Annotated in this window: 22 protein-coding genes; 10 read left to right on the top strand and 12 right to left on the bottom strand. The window is 41.1% G+C overall.

Annotated elements, in window-relative coordinates; genetic code table 11:
• Positions 1-81 precede the first annotated feature (81 nt).
• Positions 82-834 carry an iron-sulfur cluster biosynthesis transcriptional regulator SufR gene (sufR, locus tag HCR01_RS09560; protein ID WP_193195994.1) on the top strand — a complete coding sequence of 251 codons (753 nt, stop codon included), beginning with the start codon at positions 82-84 and terminating at the stop codon, positions 832-834.
• 112 nt (positions 835-946) lie between these two features.
• Positions 947-1,207: a hypothetical protein gene (locus tag HCR01_RS09555; protein WP_193195993.1), complete on the top strand. Its 261-nt coding sequence runs from the start codon at positions 947-949 to the stop codon at positions 1,205-1,207.
• Positions 1,208-1,283: 76 nt separating this feature from the next.
• On the opposite strand, the gene HCR01_RS09550 is transcribed toward HCR01_RS09555, so the two are convergent.
• Both HCR01_RS09550 and HCR01_RS09545 read right to left on the bottom strand, forming a co-directional pair.
• Positions 1,284-1,919 (bottom strand): hypothetical protein, encoded by a 636-nt coding sequence (locus tag HCR01_RS09550; protein WP_193195992.1) that lies wholly within the window; start codon positions 1,917-1,919, stop codon positions 1,284-1,286.
• A 338-nt stretch (positions 1,920-2,257) separates the two neighbouring features.
• Entirely contained in the window at positions 2,258-2,584 is a 327-nt protein-coding gene (locus HCR01_RS09545; RefSeq protein WP_193195991.1) for a YbjQ family protein, read from the bottom strand.
• Between the two features lie 754 nt (positions 2,585-3,338).
• Here HCR01_RS09545 and HCR01_RS09540 point away from each other — a divergent pair.
• Complete coding sequence (locus HCR01_RS09540; protein WP_193195990.1) at positions 3,339-4,019, top strand: tetratricopeptide repeat protein; 681 nt, start codon at positions 3,339-3,341, stop codon at positions 4,017-4,019.
• A 3-nt stretch (positions 4,020-4,022) separates the two neighbouring features.
• Here the strand turns inward: HCR01_RS09540 and HCR01_RS09535 are convergent, their stop codons facing one another.
• Positions 4,023-4,925 (bottom strand): ABC transporter ATP-binding protein, encoded by a 903-nt coding sequence (locus HCR01_RS09535; protein ID WP_193195989.1) that lies wholly within the window; start codon positions 4,923-4,925, stop codon positions 4,023-4,025.
• Between the two features lie 649 nt (positions 4,926-5,574).
• Between HCR01_RS09535 and HCR01_RS09530 the strand changes: the two genes are divergently transcribed.
• On the top strand, positions 5,575-6,249 hold the full coding sequence (locus HCR01_RS09530) for a hypothetical protein (protein WP_193195988.1): 675 nt from the start codon (positions 5,575-5,577) through the stop codon (positions 6,247-6,249).
• Between the two features lie 70 nt (positions 6,250-6,319).
• Here HCR01_RS09530 and HCR01_RS09525 read toward each other — a convergent pair whose 3' ends face one another.
• From HCR01_RS09525 to HCR01_RS09505, 5 genes are all read right to left on the bottom strand, one after another.
• Positions 6,320-7,225 (bottom strand): peptidoglycan-binding protein, encoded by a 906-nt coding sequence (locus HCR01_RS09525; protein WP_193195987.1) that lies wholly within the window; start codon positions 7,223-7,225, stop codon positions 6,320-6,322.
• A gap of 494 nt (positions 7,226-7,719) precedes the next feature.
• The gene (locus HCR01_RS09520) at positions 7,720-9,468 is read right to left on the bottom strand and encodes an NAD+ synthase (protein WP_193196225.1); all 1,749 of its coding nucleotides are present in this window, start codon (positions 9,466-9,468) and stop codon (positions 7,720-7,722) included.
• Between the two features lie 105 nt (positions 9,469-9,573).
• On the bottom strand, positions 9,574-10,320 hold the full coding sequence (locus HCR01_RS09515) for an NUDIX hydrolase (RefSeq protein ID WP_193195986.1): 747 nt from the start codon (positions 10,318-10,320) through the stop codon (positions 9,574-9,576).
• Positions 10,281-10,883: a nicotinate-nucleotide adenylyltransferase gene (locus HCR01_RS09510; RefSeq protein ID WP_193195985.1), complete on the bottom strand. Its 603-nt coding sequence runs from the start codon at positions 10,881-10,883 to the stop codon at positions 10,281-10,283. The genes HCR01_RS09515 and HCR01_RS09510 overlap by 40 nt, the downstream gene beginning before the upstream one ends.
• Positions 10,880-12,325 carry a nicotinate phosphoribosyltransferase gene (locus HCR01_RS09505; protein WP_193195984.1) on the bottom strand — a complete coding sequence of 482 codons (1,446 nt, stop codon included), beginning with the start codon at positions 12,323-12,325 and terminating at the stop codon, positions 10,880-10,882. Before HCR01_RS09505 ends, HCR01_RS09510 begins: the two co-directional genes overlap by 4 nt.
• Before the next feature lie 281 nt (positions 12,326-12,606).
• Here HCR01_RS09505 and HCR01_RS09500 point away from each other — a divergent pair, with 281 nt between their 5' ends.
• A complete protein-coding gene (locus tag HCR01_RS09500; RefSeq protein ID WP_193195983.1) occupies positions 12,607-13,455 on the top strand; it encodes a DUF6882 domain-containing protein in 849 nt (282 codons plus the stop codon).
• Between the two features lie 374 nt (positions 13,456-13,829).
• A complete protein-coding gene (locus HCR01_RS09495; protein WP_193195982.1) occupies positions 13,830-13,982 on the top strand; it encodes a nicotinate phosphoribosyltransferase in 153 nt (50 codons plus the stop codon).
• 231 nt (positions 13,983-14,213) lie between these two features.
• On the opposite strand, the gene HCR01_RS09490 is transcribed toward HCR01_RS09495, so the two are convergent.
• Positions 14,214-15,632, bottom strand: a complete 1,419-nt coding sequence (locus HCR01_RS09490; protein ID WP_193195981.1) for an LCP family protein — start codon at positions 15,630-15,632, stop codon at positions 14,214-14,216.
• Positions 15,633-15,910: 278 nt separating this feature from the next.
• The gene (locus HCR01_RS09485; RefSeq protein ID WP_320073098.1) at positions 15,911-16,375 is read right to left on the bottom strand and encodes a hypothetical protein; all 465 of its coding nucleotides are present in this window, start codon (positions 16,373-16,375) and stop codon (positions 15,911-15,913) included.
• A 109-nt stretch (positions 16,376-16,484) separates the two neighbouring features.
• Between HCR01_RS09485 and HCR01_RS09480 the strand changes: the two genes are divergently transcribed.
• Entirely contained in the window at positions 16,485-17,660 is a 1,176-nt protein-coding gene (locus HCR01_RS09480; protein WP_193195980.1) for an AI-2E family transporter, read from the top strand.
• 32 nt (positions 17,661-17,692) lie between these two features.
• Here HCR01_RS09480 and HCR01_RS09475 read toward each other — a convergent pair whose 3' ends face one another.
• Positions 17,693-19,024: a serpin family protein gene (locus HCR01_RS09475; protein ID WP_193195979.1), complete on the bottom strand. Its 1,332-nt coding sequence runs from the start codon at positions 19,022-19,024 to the stop codon at positions 17,693-17,695.
• Positions 19,025-19,215: 191 nt separating this feature from the next.
• Complete coding sequence (locus HCR01_RS09470) at positions 19,216-19,593, bottom strand: hypothetical protein (protein ID WP_193195978.1); 378 nt, start codon at positions 19,591-19,593, stop codon at positions 19,216-19,218.
• Positions 19,594-19,727: 134 nt separating this feature from the next.
• Between HCR01_RS09470 and HCR01_RS09465 the strand changes: the two genes are divergently transcribed.
• From HCR01_RS09465 to HCR01_RS09455, 3 genes are all read left to right on the top strand, one after another.
• Entirely contained in the window at positions 19,728-20,402 is a 675-nt protein-coding gene (locus HCR01_RS09465; RefSeq protein WP_193195977.1) for a response regulator transcription factor, read from the top strand.
• Positions 20,403-20,645: 243 nt separating this feature from the next.
• A complete protein-coding gene (locus HCR01_RS09460; RefSeq protein WP_193195976.1) occupies positions 20,646-21,920 on the top strand; it encodes a sensor histidine kinase in 1,275 nt (424 codons plus the stop codon).
• Between the two features lie 24 nt (positions 21,921-21,944).
• Positions 21,945-22,520, top strand: coding sequence for a GNAT family N-acetyltransferase (locus HCR01_RS09455; protein WP_193196223.1), 576 nt, complete (start codon positions 21,945-21,947; stop codon positions 22,518-22,520).
• Positions 22,521-22,565: the final 45 nt, after the last annotated feature.

Here is a 22,565-nt window from a genome sequence, read left to right as displayed (position 1 = left end):
CTAAATTAACAACAACAATGTTGTTAAAGTCAAATTTTTCCAGAAATTTTTGGGACGTTCGCGGAACGTCTCGCAGAGAACATGGCGACTACTCACCAGTCCTCAACTAAGCAAGATATCCTAGAATATCTCCTGAAACGCTCACAAGCAACGGCTTTTGAGCTTGCCGAAGTTTTAGATGTTAGCCCCCAAGCAATTCGTCGCCATCTCAAGGATTTAGAGGCGGAGGAGCTAGTTTTGTACTCGTCGGTGCAGGCACATAAAACTCAAAGTGCCGAGTTACAAAGACCTGAAGTTCGAGGGATGGGGCGTCCGCAGCACGTTTATCACCTGAGTCGTCAGGGACGCGATCGCCTGCAACGGACAATGAACGGTAACTATGGCGATCGCTATGGCGAATTTGCCGTTTCTCTGCTAGATACATTAGCAGAAACCGTAGGGCGTGACCAAGTTAGCTCAATTTTACGAAAACAGTGGGAACGTAAAGCTCAAGAATACCGCGATCGCTTGGGTAACGGTTCACTACAAGAGCGTGTTGGCAAGTTAGTCGAACTCAGAAAAGCTGAAGGTTTTATGGCAGAGTGTCACTCTGTAGACACTGATTCCTCACAAAGTGATTCTGGGGACAAGCTAGGCGATCGCTTTATCTTAACTGAGCATCACTGCGCGATTTCCAACGTTGCCGAGTCTTTTCCCAGCATTTGCGGTCATGAATTAGAAATGTTTGCCGCCGTCCTACCAGATTGTACAATCGAGCGTACCCACTGGATTATCAACGGCGAACATCGTTGTGGCTATTTGGTGCAAGCTCGAAAGCAAAAGTGTAATGACTAAATTCGTGTTCATATCCAGTTTAGGATACAGGTAATAACTAAGTGGTAACTATTACTTAATTAGCTATTACCTATTACTTATGAACCTCTAAGTTTTAGATAAAATTTATTTTATGGATTTACCATCACAGCAACCGTCAACACAGTTTTTAACCCTGGACGAATCAGCAAAAGTAGACACCGCTTTGTTGTCTTCTCCAGAAAAGTTTTTAACAAGATTGACGATTTCATCACTGAAGCTTTTGAAGCATATTGCTCAAGAGTACAATACTGCCATTGAGGATTTGACAGCAAAGCAAGTAATTGACTGGTTTGAAAAAGATGGCAAGATTAGGAGAGAGCAAGGAATCGAAGCTTCATATCTCAAATGGTAATGTTAAGTTTAAATAAAAAAAGCACCTCCTCAAAGGTGCTTTTAAAATTCGTAAAATTTGCATTTCCAGGCGATTTTTAAGTGTTATAAGTGTTAGCACGTGGACTGCGAGCGCCAGTTACGGCTCCAATCATTGACGCTATTAAACCTAGCAAGGAACCGAACACAAACCACCACAATCCTGAACGTAAATTAGCTGCTGCTTCACGAGCTTGTTGGGCAGTTACGTTTGCTTGTGGTACATTAACACCACCTTGCTGTTGTACCTGGTTTATCACTTCCCCAGCGTTGGAAGCAGCAACACCGAAAGCACCCGATACTCCGCTTGCAAGTAGCCATGAACTAACAGCCAAAGTAGTGGCCCAAAGAATCGCGCCGTTGAGAAGCGCTGTGTTGCGGTTCATCGGCCCACAAGCACGAGCTGTAACCCAACCACCAGTAAACAGAGAAATCAACAAAGCGATTGTTGACCAAAGCCCTGCATTACCAGCAGCATCAGGTGCAATTGTTCTAGGCGCACCTGAACCTTCAACAGTACCGGCTGCAACTGCACCAATAATAGCGCTCAAAATTAATTGAGTGGCTAATGCAACCAGTAGACCAGAAATAATCGGCCCCCAGCGAACAAGATCATGATATTCAGCTACTCGACCCACTACCACAGGGTCAGGAGGAACAACATCGGAATTTCCTACCCTATTTGCGTATGACATAGTCTATTTTCTCCGTTGCTGACTTCAGCAAACTTTCTTTGTTTTGTACATTAATGCTCATTGTTCAAAAATAAATTGTTATCAGGAGTTTTAACATCTATCAATAGAAATAATTAATAACTATATCTCTAGGAATAACCATTATCTATATGGATTTAAAAACTTTCAGTTTAACTTTAAGTTCATCTTAGCTTTTTATATTTTCTTCATATAAATTTGCAAACTTAAATACACTTATCAACTGCTGTAGCAAATCACTTTTAATTCTGAATAGATGGGAAACGTAGATATTTTTCATAAAAACTAAAAACAAACTAATTAGAAAACAAAGATAAAGATTAACGCATCTTCACAGCAGTGCCCGTAGCAGTAATCAGCAGTAAAACTCCTGACTGATCAATATTGATTGTGCCAGTATCAATTTCAATACCGATCACAGCATTTGCTCCTAAACGTTGTGCCCGTTGTTCTAATTCTTCTAATGCCTTTCTTTGACCCTGTTCAAATAGACGTTCATAGCTAGCAGTTCTCCCGCCGATAATGTCTCGAATGCTAGCTAAAAAATCTCGTAGAAAATTACTACCATAAACTACTTCCGCCGTCACAATGCCTAGATATGAGTCAATAACGGCTCCTTGAATCACATCAGTAGTAGTTATAATCACGATTTAGCCTCATAAACGTTATATAAGTTGATGTTTTTGTCAAGTGTTTATAAAAATTCTTGAGCAACTGTAACTCACGATCGCACATACAAAATTTACTTGTGCAAATTTAAAAATCTCAATCAAGCCTGGCTTACTAGACTTGATCTGTAGAGATGATGCCTTCGATGAGTATAGAAGCAGACAGATTTTATCAACACTATTCCATAAAATTGGAAATTAGTCTTGTCACTATAATCTCATTTTTAGAGTCATCTTGAGCAAAGATTTAGAATTTAAAGGAACATTTTGCTTTTTGGATTTATCTTATCGTTTAATGATTAAAAAATGATCAGGTATAAATGATTAAAAATGTGGAAAAATTGGATACAGAGTTAGTAAATTATTAAGTTAAATAATCAACATGAATCATCAACAAGAATGAATGCTGAATACTTTTATAGATAAGCGTCTCGTCTATCTAAAAGTAAGTGAGATACCTATTGAGTTGATCCAGATAGCAAGTATAACTACTGGCTAAACAAAGTATATTTTTGGCAGAACCCTGAACCAACTTGGAGGATATACTTGATTGTTTATACCTTATACTGAATCTTTCAGTAAAAACTCTGAAGATATTACTGTCTGTAAACAAGGATAAAGATAGGATGAATTATTAACATTTCATAAATGCGAATAAATACAGTTTTCAAAGCTCAATATTTTTGTTTTAATGTACAAGAAAAAAATTCACTACAATATCGGGAAATTTACTGTGTACAAGCCGAAATCATTAGTATTTAGTGTTCTCTTATCAGGATGTTTTGCTGTGACTATACCAGCGATCGCACAGGCTCAAGTATTGGTGGTACAAGCCAGAAACCCAGAGTTAAAGCAACTACTAGAGGACGGACGGAGGTTAGTAGATACTGGCGATTATGGTGGCGCGATCGCTGTTTATCAACAAGCAGCTACCCTAGCTCCTAAGAATGCCAAAATTCATTCTGGTATTGGTTACTTATACGCTCAACAAGGAAATTACCGAGCCGCTTTAACTGCTTATCGTCGTGCTATTGCCATCAACCCCAACAATAGTGATTTTTATTACGCGGTGGGTTATATCAAAGCCAATTTGGGAGACACGGCTGGAGCAAAAGAAGGCTATCGTCGTGCTATACAACTAAATCGCAACAACGTTAATGCCTATTTAGGATTGGGTGTGACGCAATCACGTTTAGGAGACTATGGTGCAGCCGCTTGGGCATACGAGCAAGCAGTCAACCTAGATAAAAACAATGCCCAGACTTACGAGTTGATGGGGTCGATGTATAAACAGCGACGACAAACCAAACAAGCGAGCAGCATGCTTCAAAAAGCCCGTGACTTATACAAGCGACGTAATGATCCAGACGGTGTAGACAGAGTAGAAGCCATGCTTAGACAGTTAGGAAGATGAGGTTTAATCTAACTGGCGTCCCGTTAATTCCATAAAAATATCTTCCAGGTTAGAGGAACGCGCCATCATTCCGGTTTTATCGGGCTGTTCATTCAAATAGTTGTTCGCTTCTTCCAAAGAAGGGAAAAACAGATATTCCCAGCTACGTGCGCTATCACTTTCCGCTTCGGTAATACCCAACTGCTTCATTACCAAACCTTCACCGTGAGCAGAGCGCAACTGTTTTAGCGTTCCCAAGGAAATCAGTTTACCGCTATCCATAATACCGATGCGTCCTGGCTGAGTAGAACCAAAAGCATCACACAAAAACTCCACCTCATCCATGTAATGCGTCGTGAGTAGCATCGTCATTCCCTGCTTATTCAAATCTCGAATAATTTCCCAAAGGCGTCGTCTGGTTTGAGGGTCTAATCCTACCGTTGGTTCATCCAAAAACAGAATTTGCGGTTGATGCAATAAAGCTCTCGCTATTTGTAAGCGTCGTTTCATACCTCCAGACAGGGTTTTTACCAAATCATCGCGTCTGTCTGCTAACTCAACATACTCTAGCCATTGACGAATTAGTTGCTGTCGCTGCGGGTTGACTATGTGATGTAGTCTCCCATGCAACTCCATATTTTCCCATACGGTTAAATCAGTATCTACACTAGTTTGTTGCAAGACTACGCCAATAGTCTGTTTTGCCAGTATGGCTTGATTTATTACATCATAACCACCGACTTCTATCCGTCCTTGGGACGGTTTTGTCAGTGTAGTTAACATCCGAATTGTAGTTGATTTACCCGCACCGTTCGGGCCAAGTAGAGCAAATATCTCCCCGGCTTCAATGGTGAATGAGAGGTCATTCACTACAGGGACGTTGTTGTAGAACTTGTAAATATTTTCAAGCAAGACAGCAGTAGTCATTTATCTCTTGGCTCAAAAAGTTGATTAGTCACAGTAAGATTATTGTGTCAGATGCGATCGCTCCTTGCTAGCCTGCTGTGTACATAAATACGTTAAGAAGACAAAAATAGTTATTATTTAGAAATATGATTGCTTGAATTTTTATACAAAACATCTGCAATAAATATCAAGGTATAAAGCTTCATTAGGCTCCTGCTATAAGTTATTAGCAAATTAATTCTATAGATAAAAAAATTATAAATAGTATGTATGTTTTTTATAAAGAACTTTGATATCTGTTGCTTTTTTTAAACGTTACTGGCATTTTGATAATGAATAAGAGTTCAAAAAAATCATAAGTTTAGAATATTTGCCGTTGTTTACCATAGAATTACACAGCATTTGACCGACATACAAATACTTTCGGCGGAAGCACTCAACTTAGACAGTGTATCTAAATAGGTAGGCATTATTTGTAGTTGGTATATTAGCGAAGACAGCGACAACTACAAGCTAAAAAACATTTTCTATTTAATTATTTCTACTTACTTAAATACTGTTAATAAGTGATTTTTCAACTAATCAGGGTGCATTTCCTGGCATTGCTAGCTGCTGAAAGGCTAACGCATTGCTGTAGTTTGTGTACTTTTGTTTTGGAGAAATCAAATCAATGACTATTAATCTACTCATGAAATTATCAATGGCAACTACAAGCGCAACCCTAGGAGTTGTTATGTTGAGTGGTATGGGGATTGCTCCCGTTAGTGCTGCACAATTCAGGGTTTCAGGAAAATTTGCCCCACAAGCTATTGTGAGTCAGGGAGGAATAGCTTCGCAGTTGCAAAATGGTTTTTTTGATGGGACTTTTGAAATAAGTGAACTTGATGATGAAGGGAGTGTGACAAATTGGAATTTTAATTTACGAAACTCTTTGGGGAGTCTTGTATACACATTAGCTTCCAATAACGAATCTTTCTATGCAAATTCCTTGGCGATTAGTGGCGATATTTTTAGTAATGTTCTTGCTTTTAACTTCCTCTATCAAAAGTTAGAAGATATTAATGCTTACAACATTAATTCAGCATTATTTAACTTAACTTTTGATACACAAAATTTTGTAGGGGCAACTATACCTAACCTTGACTTTCCGAGTTTTTCCTACAATGAAGTTGAAATAATTTTAGAGCCAGGCAAGATATTATATTCTTTTCCAAAACGTGAAGAAATTAACATTGCATCTGGTAGAAGCGAACTGGTTCCCGAACCTTTTACTGTAGCAAGTACAGTAGTTGCTGGGATTATGGGCTGGTGGATAAAGCGCCACAAAGCGTCACAAAGGGCATAGTTTCGTTCTCCCAAGCTGCTGGCTAGTAATAGGTAATGGATTAGCTGCTAATTACCCATTACCCGTTACCTTATCGTGGGAATGTCTTCAATAAATCATCTCCAGAAATTACTGTAGTATAAAAAACATAATCATTATTGGCTACATAACGGCGGTCTTGTTTAATGATCGCCATGAACTCTCGGTGTCCTTCACGCCTACGTCCTACTAAACAACCTGCACTGGCATTCTTGATATCATTTGCAGGCGCATCATAACCCCAGTGTTGATTTACTAAGAAAAGGCCTGTATCAAGTTTGTCGCCAGTTCGCTGAAAGTCTTTGTTGAAATCTCGGTGAACAGTGATGGGCGCAACTTGCACTAATGCTTGATGACGATCTGCATTACCGTGCCACCCCACAGCCCAAGCTTTATATTGCCCAAATTTAATTCTGGCAGCTCCTCCAGAATTCATGGGGTTGAAGGTATAGTATTTACCTGGTTCAGTGGTAGCTTGCCAGTGATTCACAATTTTGGGAATACCATCTACTACTTCAATAACAATCCGCCGATCATTAAATTGATTGGGTGGATCACTGTTGAGGCTCCAGTTTTCATTGATTCCTTCTATGTAAACAATATTGTATTCTTTAAGGTTGGTAAACACCTGATAATTTTTTGCCTGCATATATTTAATAATCTTGCTGGCAATGTCACTGCCTAATTTTAAAGGTGGTTTAGGTAGTTCCTCTGGTTTAGTTTCAATCAGTTTTTTAGCTGTAACTGCTCCCAAAAATTCGCTTTCTTCAGTCTTTGTTAAGTCTTGAAATTTTTTGAGGGCAGCTACCGAAACTGGGCCAAACTTGCCATCAGCTGGAGGTTCTAAGAGACCCAAGCCAATTAACAGAATTTGAATCTGACGAGTTAAATCTGTATCTTGAGCGATCGCCTCAAATCCCCATTTTTCCTCTTTTCCCAAAAAATCTTGTAGTTTCATATTGCACCTGTCTTCATTTATCTACTCCTAGGTACAAACATCATTTTGGAGATTGATGTTGTTTGAAACTATACTCTTATACAGGAGAAGATGTCAAAATTTTGACTATACACTCTAAAAAAGTTAATATTTTGTCTAAAATAAACTCAAAAAAGAAATGAATTAGTTTCAAGATACTTAGTATAGCTTTGCATAAAACTGTGGCGAATTGAGGGTTTAAATTGAAACGCACAGAAACGCTGCGCGAACGTGTAAACGCAGAGTTTTTAAATTGCACTACGAATTTAAGAAATTTTGTACTTAGGCAAAATATGGTGATTATGGATTCGTCAACCGCAGATATACACCGATGAATTATCTGTCTTGAAAAGTTTCCTAGGTTGGGAAACTTGCCTACATAACTTTTCGCTGTGTTCAACGGTGTATTTGCGGGAAGCTACAACGCGTCTACATGTGTGGTTCCAAATCAACCAGGATTTTTGCCAGATGTCTAATTACTTGATTCGCGGATGAGCATCTTGTCCATCCCAGCAGACTAAGGTAGGCTTAGGAACTGTTTTTATCTGGTAAGCATTTTTGACAGCAACCCAGTTACTAGCAATAGGCATTCGCCAACCTGTACCAAAGGCGCGATCGGTGATTTTCAATCCGGGGGGTGCTTGTCGCCGTTTAAATTCAGCACGCGCAACCATCTGGATTACTCTGTCTACAATCACTGGGTCGTGTCCAGCTGCAACAATTTGTGGTGTTGATTGGTGGTTGTGAATCAGGTGTTGCAAGATATCATCCAAAATTTCGTAGGGCGGTAGAGAGTCTTGATCTACTTGACCAGGTTTGAGTTCAGCGCTGGGTGCTTTAGTCAGAATGTTTTGCGGAATAATCTCGCTATTGCGATTTAACCAATGGCAAAGTGAATAAACGCGGGTTTTGGGAACGTCAGCAATTACCGCCAAACCGCCATTCATATCGCCGTAGAGAGTACAGTAACCAACTGCCATTTCTGACTTATTACCAGTAGATAGCAGGAGATAACCGAATTTATTTGCGATCGCCATTAATAAATTACCCCGAATTCGGGATTGTATATTCTCTTCTGCTAGTCCAAACTCGGTATCTGCAAATAAGTCGGCTAAGGTTTGATCAAAGCCTTGCATTAAATTCCCAATCGGTAAAATATTGGTCTTTATCCCCAAATTTTCGCTTAAAGCTAAAGCATCGCTGATCGAATGTTCAGAACTATAGGGGGAAGGCATAAGCACACCCAGGACATTTTCTTTACCGAGTGCAGTAGTTGCGATCGCTGCTACTAATGCAGAGTCAATTCCCCCACTTAAACCCAGCACTACTTTAGAAAAGCGACACTTACGGGCGTAATCTCGCACTCCTAAAACCAAAGCTTGCCAGATTTCTTCATCTTCTGATTCATATCCAGGTGTCACAGAACCTAACTGCAAATCCCGCTGGGCTTCATCAAATTCAACTAATACTAAATCCGTTTCAAATCCACGGGTGCGACAGATAATTTCTCCTTGACGATTCAAGGCAAAACTACGACCATCAAAAATTAAGTCATCATTTCCGCCAACTTGGTTAGCATAGATAATTGGTTGTTGAAAACGCACCGAACTATGACTAAGCAATGTTTCTCGAAACTGCTGTTTGCTAACACTGTAGGGTGACGCAGATAAATTGACAATCAAATCCACACCCAAAATTGCTAAGTCAGCAATTGGATTCACAGCATAACTACGTTTGCCCCAAAAATCTTCATCATTCCACAAATCTTCGCAAATAGTTACGCCAATGTGGATATTATCTAGGGTGAAATAATTAGCTTGCAACCCTGGTTCAAAATAGCGGTTTTCGTCAAAGACATCGTAAGTAGGTAAAAGCCGCTTATAAAAGAATTGTTTGACTTGACCATTCTCTAATAAAGCTATGCTATTGAATAATGTTTTACCACCAGTTATGTGGGCTTTTGTATGTTGTTCAACAGTTCCCACCAAAACAGCTAACTTAGGTGGCAAATCTCTGGCTAACTGTTGTAAGGTAATACCCATTGCCTCCACAAAACTGGGATTTAGCAATAAATCCCTTGGTGGATAGCCACACAAAGAAAGTTCTGGCGTCAACAACAAACGCACACCTTTTGCAGCTGCCCGTTGTGCCATTTCCAAAATTATTTGGGCATTTCCTGGTAAGTCACCAATTGTCGGATTAATTTGAGCGATCGCAATTTTCATGTTGTTTGTCATTAGTCATTAGTCATTGGTCATTTGTCAAGAGTCATTAGTCAAGTCTCTAAATAAGTCACTCTGGACTTTTGACTTTGCGAAGAGGTTATTTTATTAAATAAACACCAAAGGTTTATCTTTGAAGGGAGCAAAAGCCTCGGCATCAAACTTATATAAACTAGCCGGACGACCAGCACCCCGTGATACTTTAATTCCGGTATCACATAGAAAACCTAACTTGAGTAGACGCGCCCGAAAATTAGAATAATCGGAAAAATTGTCCCCTAAAACTGTGGCGTATAACTGATATAAATCGTTTAAGGTAAACATTTCTGGCAACACTTCAAAAGCTACCGGACTATACTCCAACTTATTTCGTAAACGTCTATGTCCATACGCCAGAATTTCATTATGATCAAAAGCTAATTGCGGCACTTGTTTCACTGGATACCAAGCTATACCAGCAACGCGATCGGCGATCAATTCTGCTTCTTCAAATCGCACAAGAGCAAAGTAACTAACTGATAGATAACGCACACCATAACTATCGATTGCTTCTCGTGGATCGCGATTGGGGCCCCCAAAGGTATACAGTTGTTCTAAATAAAGATTTTTTACTCGAATTTTCTCCGCCATAATCCGATAGGCAGCATCCTCTAAAGATTCTCCTGGACGCACCAAAGTACCGGGAAGACTCCAATGATTTAAAAATGGTTCTTGCTGTCGCATTACTAATAGAACTAACAGCCGATTTTGTGCAGTATCTACAGAAAAAATTACATTATCAACCCCAACCTTGAAATCGGCCAAAAGTTGTTGGTTTAGCGCAGTTGAAATCTTTTTTTGGTTGCGTCCTGGCACTTGTACAAATGCTCTCGATGAATATAGGCAATTACAGGGGGTGGGAGGGCTTCAGAATCTCCATGTTCGCGATACGCTGTTGAGGAAATATCTAGTCCGGTAAGAGAGGCGATCGCAATCTTTCCTCCCAGCTTTTCCACTGCCTCCAAACTAGACTCATCTATCGCATATCCCGGTCGCGGCACAATTAGTAGTTGCACTTGCTGTAACAAATCTTCAATGCGATACCAACGTGGTAATTGACTCAGTAAATCTGAACCAATTACCAACGTTAACCCGGCATCCTCACCCCAATTCATTTTCGCTTTCTCCACTGTTTCCAGTGTTCTAAAGCTACTCAATTCCTGCTCCAAAGCAATATTGTGCCGTGGCGCATCGATATCCGCAATTAACAATTGCAACATTGCTGCGCGATGTTCTAAAGGCGTTTGATGCGACTTAAATGGATTATCCGCTGCCCAAACTGCTACCCGATCATAACGCTCAGATAACCAACTCAGAACCGCTTGATGTCCAGCAGTTGGTGGATCAGCACTAGTACCAAATAATGCAATTCTGATCATCTTAACTTTGCGTCCTTCTCTGCGAGACGCTGCGCGAATGCGATTCGTTTCTTAGTCTCCTCAGTCAAAACCCGCAACATGGTAGAAATTTCCACCTGCACCCCCACAGGATTCCTCAAATGCCGTGTCTCCTGTGGCAAACTGGCAACTGAGGCAGCACTACGTTGGCGAATTGCTGCCAAACTCTCTAGCGGTTGCATCCGTTGACCATCCTGCATTACCAACTGCAACAAAGGTTGTTCTTCAAGGGAACTTTCACTCATTAGTCCCAGCCTGTCAGCTTTGACTTTATTTGCTATGAACGAGCGAAAAATCTGCTTGCGCCCTGGATAAGTCACTTTGCCACTAGAGTGTTTCATGACTGGAATACCATCTATTTCAACGAGTTTATAAACTCCATTCACAGGTGAACCTGTAACTAGTCGCGTCCCTAATCCATAACCATCAATCTCGGCTCCGTCTGCTTTTAGCCTGGCAATTTCCCACTCATCTAAGTCACCACTAGCGAAAATTGGCACATCAGGAATGAGCGATCGCACCTGTTTTGACAAGGTAACTAAATCTCCTGAGTCCAACCTGACTCCCGTTAATTTCATTTCCCCAGAATTTACTTTTTCAGCTAAGCGCTGGGCAGCAGCAATTGTATCGTAAGTATCTATCAACAATGGCGCACCCGGAAAATATCGATGGAAAGCAGTAAAAGCCTGGTCTTCAGATCCTTCTATTGCTGACAGCGCCATCACTAAAGCGTGTGCCATCGTACCACTTGGCTTCTGTCCGAGTTGTAGCGCTGCTAACACATTGGAAGTAAAATCTAAACCACTTGCCAAAGCCGCCCGCGCTGCCCATAAAGAAGCTTGGGGACTAAACGCCCGTCTTGTGCCAAATTCTAAGAGTGTTGCTTGCTCTCCTGCAACATCACGCAATCTTGCTGCCCTTGTGGCAATCAAAGTTTGATAGTTGATGGTATTTAATAGATAAGTTTCTACTAGTTGCGCTTGCCAAAGTGGTGCTTCTACTCGCAATATTGGCTGATTTGCAAACACGGCTGTCCCTTCCGGTACTGCCCAAACATCCCCGGTAAAGTGTCCCTCTGCTAGCAATGACCAAAAGCGATCGCCAGCATGAGCAAAAATTCCTGTCGCCTGCAAAGCAGCGATTTGAGAGGGACTAAAGCGGAATTTTGCCAAATATTCCAAAGCTTGTGCTAGCCCCATTGCAATTAAATAACCAAAACCCTCTGGCAAGCGCCTAACAGTCAACTCAAAGCTTGCCCGCCGTTGTTCTATACCTTCGCCAGTATAACAAGCTGCCATCGTCAGCTGGTAAAGGTCAGTCAGCAGGCTGTAGTCATCCGCAGATAGGTTCATCTCCTGGTTCTGATGGCTTTGCTGTTGCTGATCACTGGTATATACATAGTCCAAATCTGGGAAAGTTGTCATGCAAGAGCTTCCTTACAAGAATGCTTCTTTTGTTTATGGTAGGATTTACCATAAATAATGTCAACTACTAAAGAACCTATCTGAGATATTGCTGTAAAACAGTATATTTACAGATAAACTAATACTAAGTTAATCAATTATTTAATATTGCTTAATAGTTAGTTTCGGCAATAAGCTGCGTGATTTAGCTTGTCAGACATAGATGTTGATTGCCAAAATATTTGTTCTACATGAGATCACTGTGCAAAATAATGGCAGGATGTCCTTAAACAGCTAGAGATATGAATTTTTTCAATAAGCTATTTGGCGCAGGAAAATCGGATAATTTTTCAGAGTTTCATACTTTAGTTGAGCAGAGTATGGAGGAATTGCGATTAAAAACAGAAGCTCACAATAGTGCTTGGCGGCTCGGTGAGTCGAGATGGGACATCGATCAAGACGCTGGTACGGTTGTCTTCACTCGTCCAGATGGTATTACTGCCAGATGTTCAATGCAGATTATCGGCACTTACAACACAATAGACAGCAGTTGGTTGTGGGGTTGGAACCATCCATCCGTTATCTCTGCTTTACAGGAACATGCACGTCAAGTCAGAACCTATGGAGAGAAGCATGGTATTGAATATCTCACTACCCAGAAGCTCAGTTGTACAGAAAACCAAGCTTGGGAGTTTACAGCACTTGCCTGCAAGCTTTGTGAGGCACAGGGTGGGTATCGATGTCCAACAGGTTCAACTCTCGTTTTCATAACGTTCGATCAGGTGACATTAAGTCAGTTGTCAACCAAGCCAAATCTCACTCAATCAATTGCTGAAAGAGTCAATTCTCGTGAGGCAGCAGTTGCAGCCTACCAAGCTGGAGAATTAGAGAAGCTATATCTCTTCCCGATTGAGTTCGGTGGGGATGATGCTGAAATTAACGTTGTTTACGTCTCATCGCCAGCGGCAGCAGAGAAAAAGGCTTTTGATGCAGAAGTAGGTAGGCTGGCAAAACAAGGCAAGATAACCAGCTATGAGGCTTGTCCCGAATATGATGACCAGAGTTTTATTCCATCTAGAATAGTAGTTAAAGCATCTGGTGAACAATCAATTCAAAAAATCATTGAAATAATCAGAGTGAACGACGAATAAATCAGGCTTTGGGACAGTGATATGAGGTGCGATCGCACATGGTCAAAATTCCACAAATCTCCCCAATCTAAATTAAAGAAGTATTGGGCATTTAACCTAGGATATTTTTCAGTGTGTTTAATATCACTATGTCCCAGGAAGTATTGATTTCCTTAGCGTATAACTTTTATTCACCAGATAGTTACTGTGGGCATGGCATATCATGTATAATCAAAGAGAAAAATGTGACTTTTTGACAATTTAAAGTATTACAAAGTTATCTGAATAAACATTGCAGAGATTCTCAATTTGTTGAGAGTGATAGCTAGCCAAGAATATTAGAACTAAAGTATATACATCAGAATTAAATTGGCTCAACAAGGGAGTCTAATATTATGGCTTTTTCCAAAATGCTTGCTAGCATAATCCAGTATATTTCTGAAGCCTTTATGCGGATTTTTGGCCCTACTGATGATGCTTATCCTGTAATTGGGGTACAACCTTTTACAGGTGAACCTTACAAAGAAGGTAAAGCTGATGCTTGGTAGATGCTGATGCGATAACAGCAATAAATGATATTTTAATAAGTGAGTAAGATAAAGGCGTAAGGAAAACCTCACGCCTTTTTGTTTACAAATTTTGATATTAGATAATAGACCTCTTGCAAAAGGTACTTTTGCAAGAAGTGGTAAGAGAGAAAAGGAAAAAATTCAATCCCTTTCCCATTCCCCTTTTCCCCACAGCAAGAGTCTAATTTTAATGTCCAGTAGAGACAAAACTTAAGGGTTAGTAGATTTGTCAAAGATAGCTTTTTGTTGCAACCAATCTTGACCCACTTGGATACTGATATCCGAGCCAATATTGCCAGTACTTTCCACTCGCACCTCACCGAATCCCAAAGTGTTACGAATTGATTCGGCGCTGTCGCCATCTCCTTGTTGGGCGACAATGTGAGTTTCTTCTAAAGGTTCACCCCAAGGTTTAGACACGTAGATGTTACGATATCCAGCTTTTTCCAAAGCTCTAATTAATGGTCGGAGGTTAGAGCGATCGCCACCTGTGCTATCTTGAATTGCTACTCGCAAAGAAGCTGGATCAACCATCTGCTGTCCTTGCTCTGATTCTAAACCAAAATGCTGAGCCATGAGTTTGGCAATATTATCGTTGTTTGGCAGCCAATAGCTAGCATCATACTCAGTTTTATCGCTAAAACGACCTGGTAGCATTAGCATCTGCATATTAGAGCGATTTGTTCGCACTCCAAAACCCACTAGCGCGACTAACTCTTCGACCGTCAAATTGGTGTCGATATGTTCTTTAACTACGTCGAGAACTTTCGGCAATTGCGCCACAGTAGCGGGGTTGAGCGTCTGATCCATCAAAGCACGCATCACCATTTGTTGCCGCTGAATCCGCCCAATATCTCCTAATTCGTCATGGCGAAACCGTAGTAATTGCAGTACTTGATCACCGTTGAGATGTTGCTTGCCTGCTTTCAAATTGATATATAGATGCTGAGAATCATCTTGATACTTCATATCTTTGGGTACGAACACTGTTACCCCACCTAAAGCATCGATTAACTTGGCAACTCCCAGAACGTTAATTCTGACATAGCGATCAATTCCCACCCCACCCAAGAGATTACTGACAGTTTTAGCACTCAAAGCTGGCCCGCCATCAATATTGGTAGCATTAATTTTTTTGACTCCATACCCTTCTATTTCTGTACGGGTATCTCTGGGAATGGAGAGCATGACTACTTTTTTAGTCTCTGGATCAAATTTCAGCAAGAGCATGACATCGGCAAGACCATCAAAGGAGTTTACCTGGGGCAGGTATCCGAGATTTTGGGTTTCGGTGGGAGGGTTTTGGACATCTGGTGGGAGTACGCTCATCCCCATAACTAAAAGATTGACTGGGCGAGTTAATTCCGAAAATCGCAGTCCACCTCCAGAGATGCGATCGCTATCAAATACCGCCTCCTCCTGTGGACTTAGCTGAGCTTGTTGCAAAGGGGTACTAGTCAAAGATACTGCCAATAGTGCCCCTGCTGTTGCTGACACCATTGCAATCCCGCTCATACCTACCCAAAACCACAGCCAACGTCCTGATTTTGATTTCTGGGAATTTTTCTTGCTGGACTTTGAGGCTTTTCCCGATTGGTTTTCTTCTGCCGAACTTCTTTGAATGGTCACAAACTTCCTCACACTTACTGATCAAATTCGGTAAATTTACAGACTCAAAATATGTAGATAAATCAACCCATAATAGCTAACTCTTAATTATTAGTGCTAACTTTTTCCCTATTGTTTCAACCAAAACACTTATAGCAGCATTTATTCTTTTTTTGGGCAAATCTAGAAATGTTTTTATTGAAGTATGGCAATAATAAACTGGATTTGACCAGCTACATGGGAAATCATCCGTGATTTGCAAAAAGATGAGTAAAAATACCGTGAATTCTGCAAATTAATTAAGACAAGTACTTGCCTAGCATACGTTCAGCAAAGTTGCTAAACCCAGGTAAGCGCTTAGATCTACCTTGGAGCAGGCGAATAATTAACCACACACTTATTAAAAAGTAACCAGAAGTGAGAAAGCTATTAAGGATGAATAGACGCAGTGTGAATAAATCTGAAGTTGCTGCTCCGGTTGCTAACAATAGGTATCCCAAGAGCCAAGCTGATGCCAAAGTAATAGACAGACGACTAGTGGCAAGTTGTTCCCGGCTTCCCTGACGGCGATAGAGAGTCCACAGGGATGGGAAAAAGCCAATAACCGGAATCAAATACAAAATTAACTGTATTTTTGAGGTATTTGCGTCTTCATTAGGGATTGAGGAGCTACTGCGTTCCTGTCGCCCTACATCGTAAAGCAAGTGGCGTGATTGGGTACTGGAGAGCAAGTCTCTTGTGTCTTTTGGTTCAAGATTTTCCATTTGGCTTAGTCTAACTCCTAAACTAGAAGGATGAAAGAGATTCATGTAGTTAGAGATAATAAGCTGTAAAGAAGGATTCAATTTAGTTCTATCCCGCAATCAGCTCAAAATGCAGACACGCAAGCTTCTCGACTGGTGGCAAACACTCACACCAATAGCGCGAATCGGGGCGATCGCTTTATTCGCTCCGTTGCTAGTTCTCAATAGTTGGGCAATTTCGGCAATTTTTAATTACTTCCATTCTCTAATAGTCATTTTAGTCGGAGCCTCAGTACTAGCATTTCTACTCAACTACCCCGTGAGCTGGATGGAGCATCACGGTGCTAGGCGAGAGCAAGTTGCTATTTTAGTATTTCTGTTGGCTTTATCGATTTTATTGGCTTTGGGTGTTACCCTTTTTCCGTTAGCCCTGACTCAAGCTGAGCAACTAGTGGCTCGTTTACCGGAGTTAATTGACTCTGGACGCTCTCAGTTAATGTTATTAAACGAGAAAGCTGAGATTTTTGGTTTACCGATTAACCTTGATGCCTTGGTAGTGCAAATCAATGATCGCGTCAAGGGACAATTGCAGGCGATTGCCGGACAAGTTTTAAATCTGGCTGTAGTCACAGTCACTAGCCTGTTGGATTTTCTCTTGACGATGGTTTTGACTTTCTATCTTTTACAGCATGGAGATGAACTGTGGGAAAGTTTAGTTGAATGGCTACCCACTAAATTTCGAGATCCTTTTTCTCGAACAGTGCGCCTGAGCTTTCAAAATTTCTTCATCACCCAGTTGATTTTATCTACCTGTATGGCCTCAGCCCTGATTCCGACATTTTTGTGGCTGAAAGTGCCATTTGGTCTGCTGTTTGGCTTAACTATTGGCATCATGGCTCTCGTTCCCTTTGGCGGTTCTGTAGGTATCGCTATGACTACCCTATTAGTGGCACTGCAAGATTTCTCAATGGGGGTGCGGGTGTTGGTGGCAGCAGTAATCGTACAGCAAATTCTCGAAAACTTAATTGCCCCTCGTATTTTAGGTAGTTTTACTGGTTTAAACCCTGTTTGGATTCTCATTTCAGTCTTAACAGGGGCGAGAATTGGTGGACTCTTGGGTGTAATTGTGGCAGTACCTACGGCTGTTGTGATTAAGACTGCTTTAAGCGCTCTACGTCCTGAGCCGTTAAGCAGCCAGACGAACGATAGCGCCACTGAGGAGATAGCTGCACCCGTCGCAGCAGGGGAGTCCTCAAAAGCTGACGCCAAAAATTCTTTGAGCGTTTCTGAAGCGACATTACCTTAAAGATGCAATTTAATAATGAAGGAATTTTGACTTTATGACTGCGGCTCAAAAATTGAACCCATAAATAAAATGTTCCCTGTTTGATTATCCCTAATGACACAGAAGAAGGGGCGGTCAACGATCATTTTAAATGGTTGTGGTTGCTGTCTCAAAGATACCGCCTCTACTGCCACTGAAGTAGCCGCAGCAGCTTCGGTGCCTTCTTCATTCACTTCAACAAAAGTTTTATGCTGAACCTGGCTAATGGCAAAATTTTTACCCATGCCAGAAAAGTTAGCTTTACTACTGAAAGCTTCCTCCATACCCAAAGCTTTCAGTGCATCGTTAAGCGTAACATCATAGTCCGTTTTAAAACGAGGCAAGCGAATAAAACCTGCTTGTTTGTTGAACTGAGTCATCCATTTTTCCCAGTTCTCAACATTCAAGTTTTGATAGAAGGTTTTGAGATTAGAGTTCTGTTTAGGCAGAAAGATATAAAAGCTGACCTTAGCATCTTTACCGTAAGGTAAACTAACTGCCTGAAATTGTTGGTTTTCATAGTATCTGTAGTCACCCTTTTGAGACATCATTGGGTGTTGTTTTTGCCTGCCAGATGTTAAGTAAAAAGGGTGTTGAGTAGTTTGGCTTTTATCAAATTCTTGGCTCCAATTACCTTTAAAATATATGGCATTAATCAAAAATAGTACCTGGTCTGGTTCAATTGTTTCCACAATCTTGTTGATTTTTCCGCGTGTATTCTCATTGACCCAGTTATTGATAGTATTGGCTGCTGCGGTATCTTTAAAGTTTAAATTGCTGACTTTTGCTTGATAAAAATCCTGAGTTCTCTGGAGGAAGTCTGGCTGGAAATTAGCATCTTGGTTTGCCCAAAGGGAGTTAGCAATAGTTATCTGAACTTTTGCATCTGGGTTTTCTAGAAGCTTTTTTGAGGCTGCGTAAGAAGAATTAATCTCTTGCAAATTCATACCCTGTAATTCTAGGGTCTTTGCCATTGCTTGTTGAGTCGAGCCGCTAGAACCGTTGTATGTCATGGCTAGAGCGATCGCTACACTCGTAGGTGAGATAAAAACATTCTTTTCAGTACTATCGTTTTTCTGAACTTCTGAAAAGAGTTTGAAGCCAAACTTATTGTTAGCGTCAACAATCTTTGGATTAGAGTTGACTATTTTTTTGGGCAATGGAGATTCTGGCTGAGGCGAACCAGATTGAGCAAGGGCATTTGTACTATTATTGACCTGAGAACACCCTAATACACCCAATAAGACAACACTTGCAGCTGCTAAAACGTAACGTCTTCCCAGACTAACACCGTAACGTCTTTGCAGGAAATTTTCTTTCATACCACTAAATTTTTGCCGATTCATTCTACCACCTCGCTTGCCAAAGCTTTTTGATTTGCAACTCAAGATTGACGCTAATCATGCATCAATTGTTAACTATTGCATTTGCGGTGATAGAAAGACTGGACTGTTACAGTTTTTGTAACGGTAACTTTAGTTACATTGTGATACTTTTGTATAAATTAAACGAGTAAGTAGAAGACTTAATTAAGCGCTTAATAACGAATTAGTTCCTTAATGCGATCGCGTGGTAAGCCCAACTCTTGACTGAGGGTAGTTTCAAGTTGGCTCGGCTCCGTTATTGGAAACTCAAACGCGATGGTTTTAAGGACTGAGTTATCCGTTTTTACATTCACCAGGGAAACGCCATCTTGTTGCCGAATTTCCACCTTAATCGCCACTATTCTTTTCATCATTTGCCGTGCCGATTGCTTATCCGCTTGCAGGTATTTGTTATTGTCGTAGGTGCGGCTCAAAATCCGATCTCCCACAAAGCCGCTCCCTATCCAAAACACCAACCCAACCAATGGTAAGGACAACCAAAACACAAAGCCGATTGATCGCAACACCTGAAAAATTTTAAGTTGGCGCATAAAAAATATGGGGTTAATTGCTCACTTATTTACCAACTCAGCACTCAGCATTGTTTACTGTCACTTCTATGTCACTCTTTTAGCTTAATCTTAGAATTAGAGAAGCAGAAATCACAGCAAGCTGAGCAAATGGGATGTTGATCTTACTGGTGGAAGATGACCCATCGCAGCTAGAGCCACTGCGGACAGCATTGTTGAAAGTGGGGCATACAGTGGATGCGATTGAAGATGGAGAAACAGCGCAATGGTTTGCTTTTCGCAAAGACTATGACTTATTGATTCTAGATTGGATGTTGCCTAAGGTTAGTGGAGTAGAAATCTGTCAGGTGTATCGACAGGCTGGTAAATTGGCTCCTGTGCTGATGCTGACGGCAAAAGATACAGTTTTGGATAAAGTAACGGGTTTGGATGCAGGAGCCGATGATTACTTAGTAAAGCCTGTAGATGTGCTGGAGTTGTTGGCACGAGTGCGGGCATTGGGACGGCGATCGCCAATGTGGCAAGGCGATATACTCAGCTTGGACGATTTGCAACTTCATTTATCCAATTTGACAATCGAACGTGGTTCGTTAACGACTCAACTTTCCAGCCGTGAGTTTCAATTGATGGAATATTTGATGCGTCATCCCCGCCAAGTCTTATCTCATCACCAAATTGAGCAAGCCATTTGGAGTTGGGGAGACGAACCCGAAAGTAACGCAGTTACAACCTTGGTTCGCCGTCTGCGCCAACGTCTACAAACAGTTGATGCTAAAGATTGGATAGAAACGGTGCATCGAATGGGTTATCGATTGAATCCGCCAAATTAGTCATTTGTCATTTGTCATTTGTCAAGGGTCAAGAGTCAACATAATTAATAATTATTAGTTCATAATTCATAATTAAAAAGGGTTTGATTCCTCTGCCTCCACATCCCAGCGCTGTTTCAGGTGGGGTAACAGTTCCTTTTCTGTTACATAATTATGAATTTTTAAGGGTCAAGCAATTTTCTCTCCCAATTCCCCTCTGCTCCTCTGCTCCCACTCCCCAACCCCCAATCCCCAGTCCCCAAAGTGTTTGATCGTAGTCGCCGTAATCTGGCTCACTGGTTTGCCCTGTCAATGGGTGGAATTTTATTTGCTTTTGCAGGAGTAGGTTACTGTCTGAATGTGGAAGATCAGTTGCGGTTTTTTGATGACGAACTATTTTCACAAAGTAAAGCCTTTGCTGCCAAAACTCAGTACTCGCTTTATCAAAGTCAATGGCAAAATCAGCGCAGCCAGACTCGTCTAGAGAATGGGGGATCTTTGAATGGCGGATTGATATATGCTCGGTGGTATAACGCTAACAAACAAATAGTACAGTTTATTGGTTCATCGGGTGGCAAACAGTTGACCACAAAACCCGGATTTAAAACCGTGCAAGCGCCAATTAGCTCAGATATCCCCACTACAACAACCTGGGTTCGCCAACTTACTCTTCCCGTTTTACAAGATAAGGTGCTGGTTGGCTACTTCCAAACAGCAGTTCCGATGAATTCCCTACGCAGCAGCTTGAATCAAGCTCGCTTGTTTTTTGCTTTGGGTGTTCCCGTTACATTTGGCGTGATTGGGATTACAGGTTGGTTTTTGGGCGGATTAGCAATGCGACCAACCCTCCGTGCTTATCAGCAATTGCAGCGGTTTACAGCCGATGCTTCTCATGAACTACGTACACCTGTCGCAACAGTATTGAGCAATGCCCAAGTTGCCCTAATGCCGCCCGAAGACCCATCTGAGCAACGATTTCGGTTGCAAAAGATTGCGGAAACTGCTAAGTCCATGAGTACGCTAATTAATAATCTGCTTTTTCTTTCGCGCTATGATGCATCGCTTGCGGAAACCATACTAAAACCCGTTGATTTGAACGAACTGCTGCGATCGCTTGCTCAAGAGTTTATCACTCAATGTTCTGCTCAAAACCTCTATTTCAGCACTCAACTTTCAGAGCAACCCGTCATGCTACAAGCTGACGCCAACTTGCTAAAACAAGCCGTAATCAATTTACTGAGTAATGCCTTAAAATACACGCCAACGGGTGGTAAAGTACAATTGCGTCTATTTACTCAGTCCCACCGGGCTGTGATTCAGATCATCGACAATGGTATTGGCATTCCCCCCACTGATTTGCCGCATATCTTTGATCGTTTCTACCGCGTAGACACCGTTCGCTCTCGCCAAACAGGCGGCTTTGGACTCGGACTTGCGATCGCTCAACAAATTGTGCAAGCATACGGGGGACAAATCACCGTAAAGAGTATACTTGGTCAAGGCTCAACCTTTCAAATTAGTCTTCCCCTCAAACTTTGACCAATGCTTGATGAGATGGGGTTTATGAGATCAGAACTGCCAATAATTACCAGCGATCGCCTATTATTACGAGTACCGATCCTAGAAGATATCCCCCAAATCATTAAATATTTCACTGATAACAAAACCTATCTCACTCCATTTTACCCTCATTGGGCTGATAGTTTTTTCACTGAAAAGTATTGGCATTATCAGGTAGAAAGTAGTTTTATAGAATTTATTAATGACCAATCATTAAAGCTATTTATTTACACAAAAAAAAATCCAACTGTCATTATTGGAACTGTTAATTTTAGTAATTTTATCCGAGGAGCAGCTCATTTTTGCTATGTGGGATATAGTCTTGCCGAAGCTAAACAAGGTAAAGGGTATATGACAGAGGCGCTAAAAGCAGCAACTCAATATGTATTTCAAGAATTAAATTTTCACCGCATCATGGCAAATTACATGCCTCATAATCGCCGCAGTGGTAATGTGCTCAAAAGACTCGGTTTTGTTATTGAAGGATACGCTAGAGACTATTTGTTGATTAATGGACAATGGGAAGATCATATCCTTACAAGTCTTATAAATCCTAACTGGCAACCAGATCAATATTAACTAAGTTGATGCATTTAGTTTGCAGTATTGTCGTATTTAGAAGAA

This window comes from Nostoc sp. MG11, from assembly GCF_014904695.1.
In the GTDB taxonomy this organism is placed as follows: Bacteria; Cyanobacteriota; Cyanobacteriia; order Cyanobacteriales; family Nostocaceae; genus Komarekiella.
The sequence above is the reverse complement of the archived record's forward strand: the minus strand, read 5'-3'. Positions and strand labels throughout refer to the sequence as shown.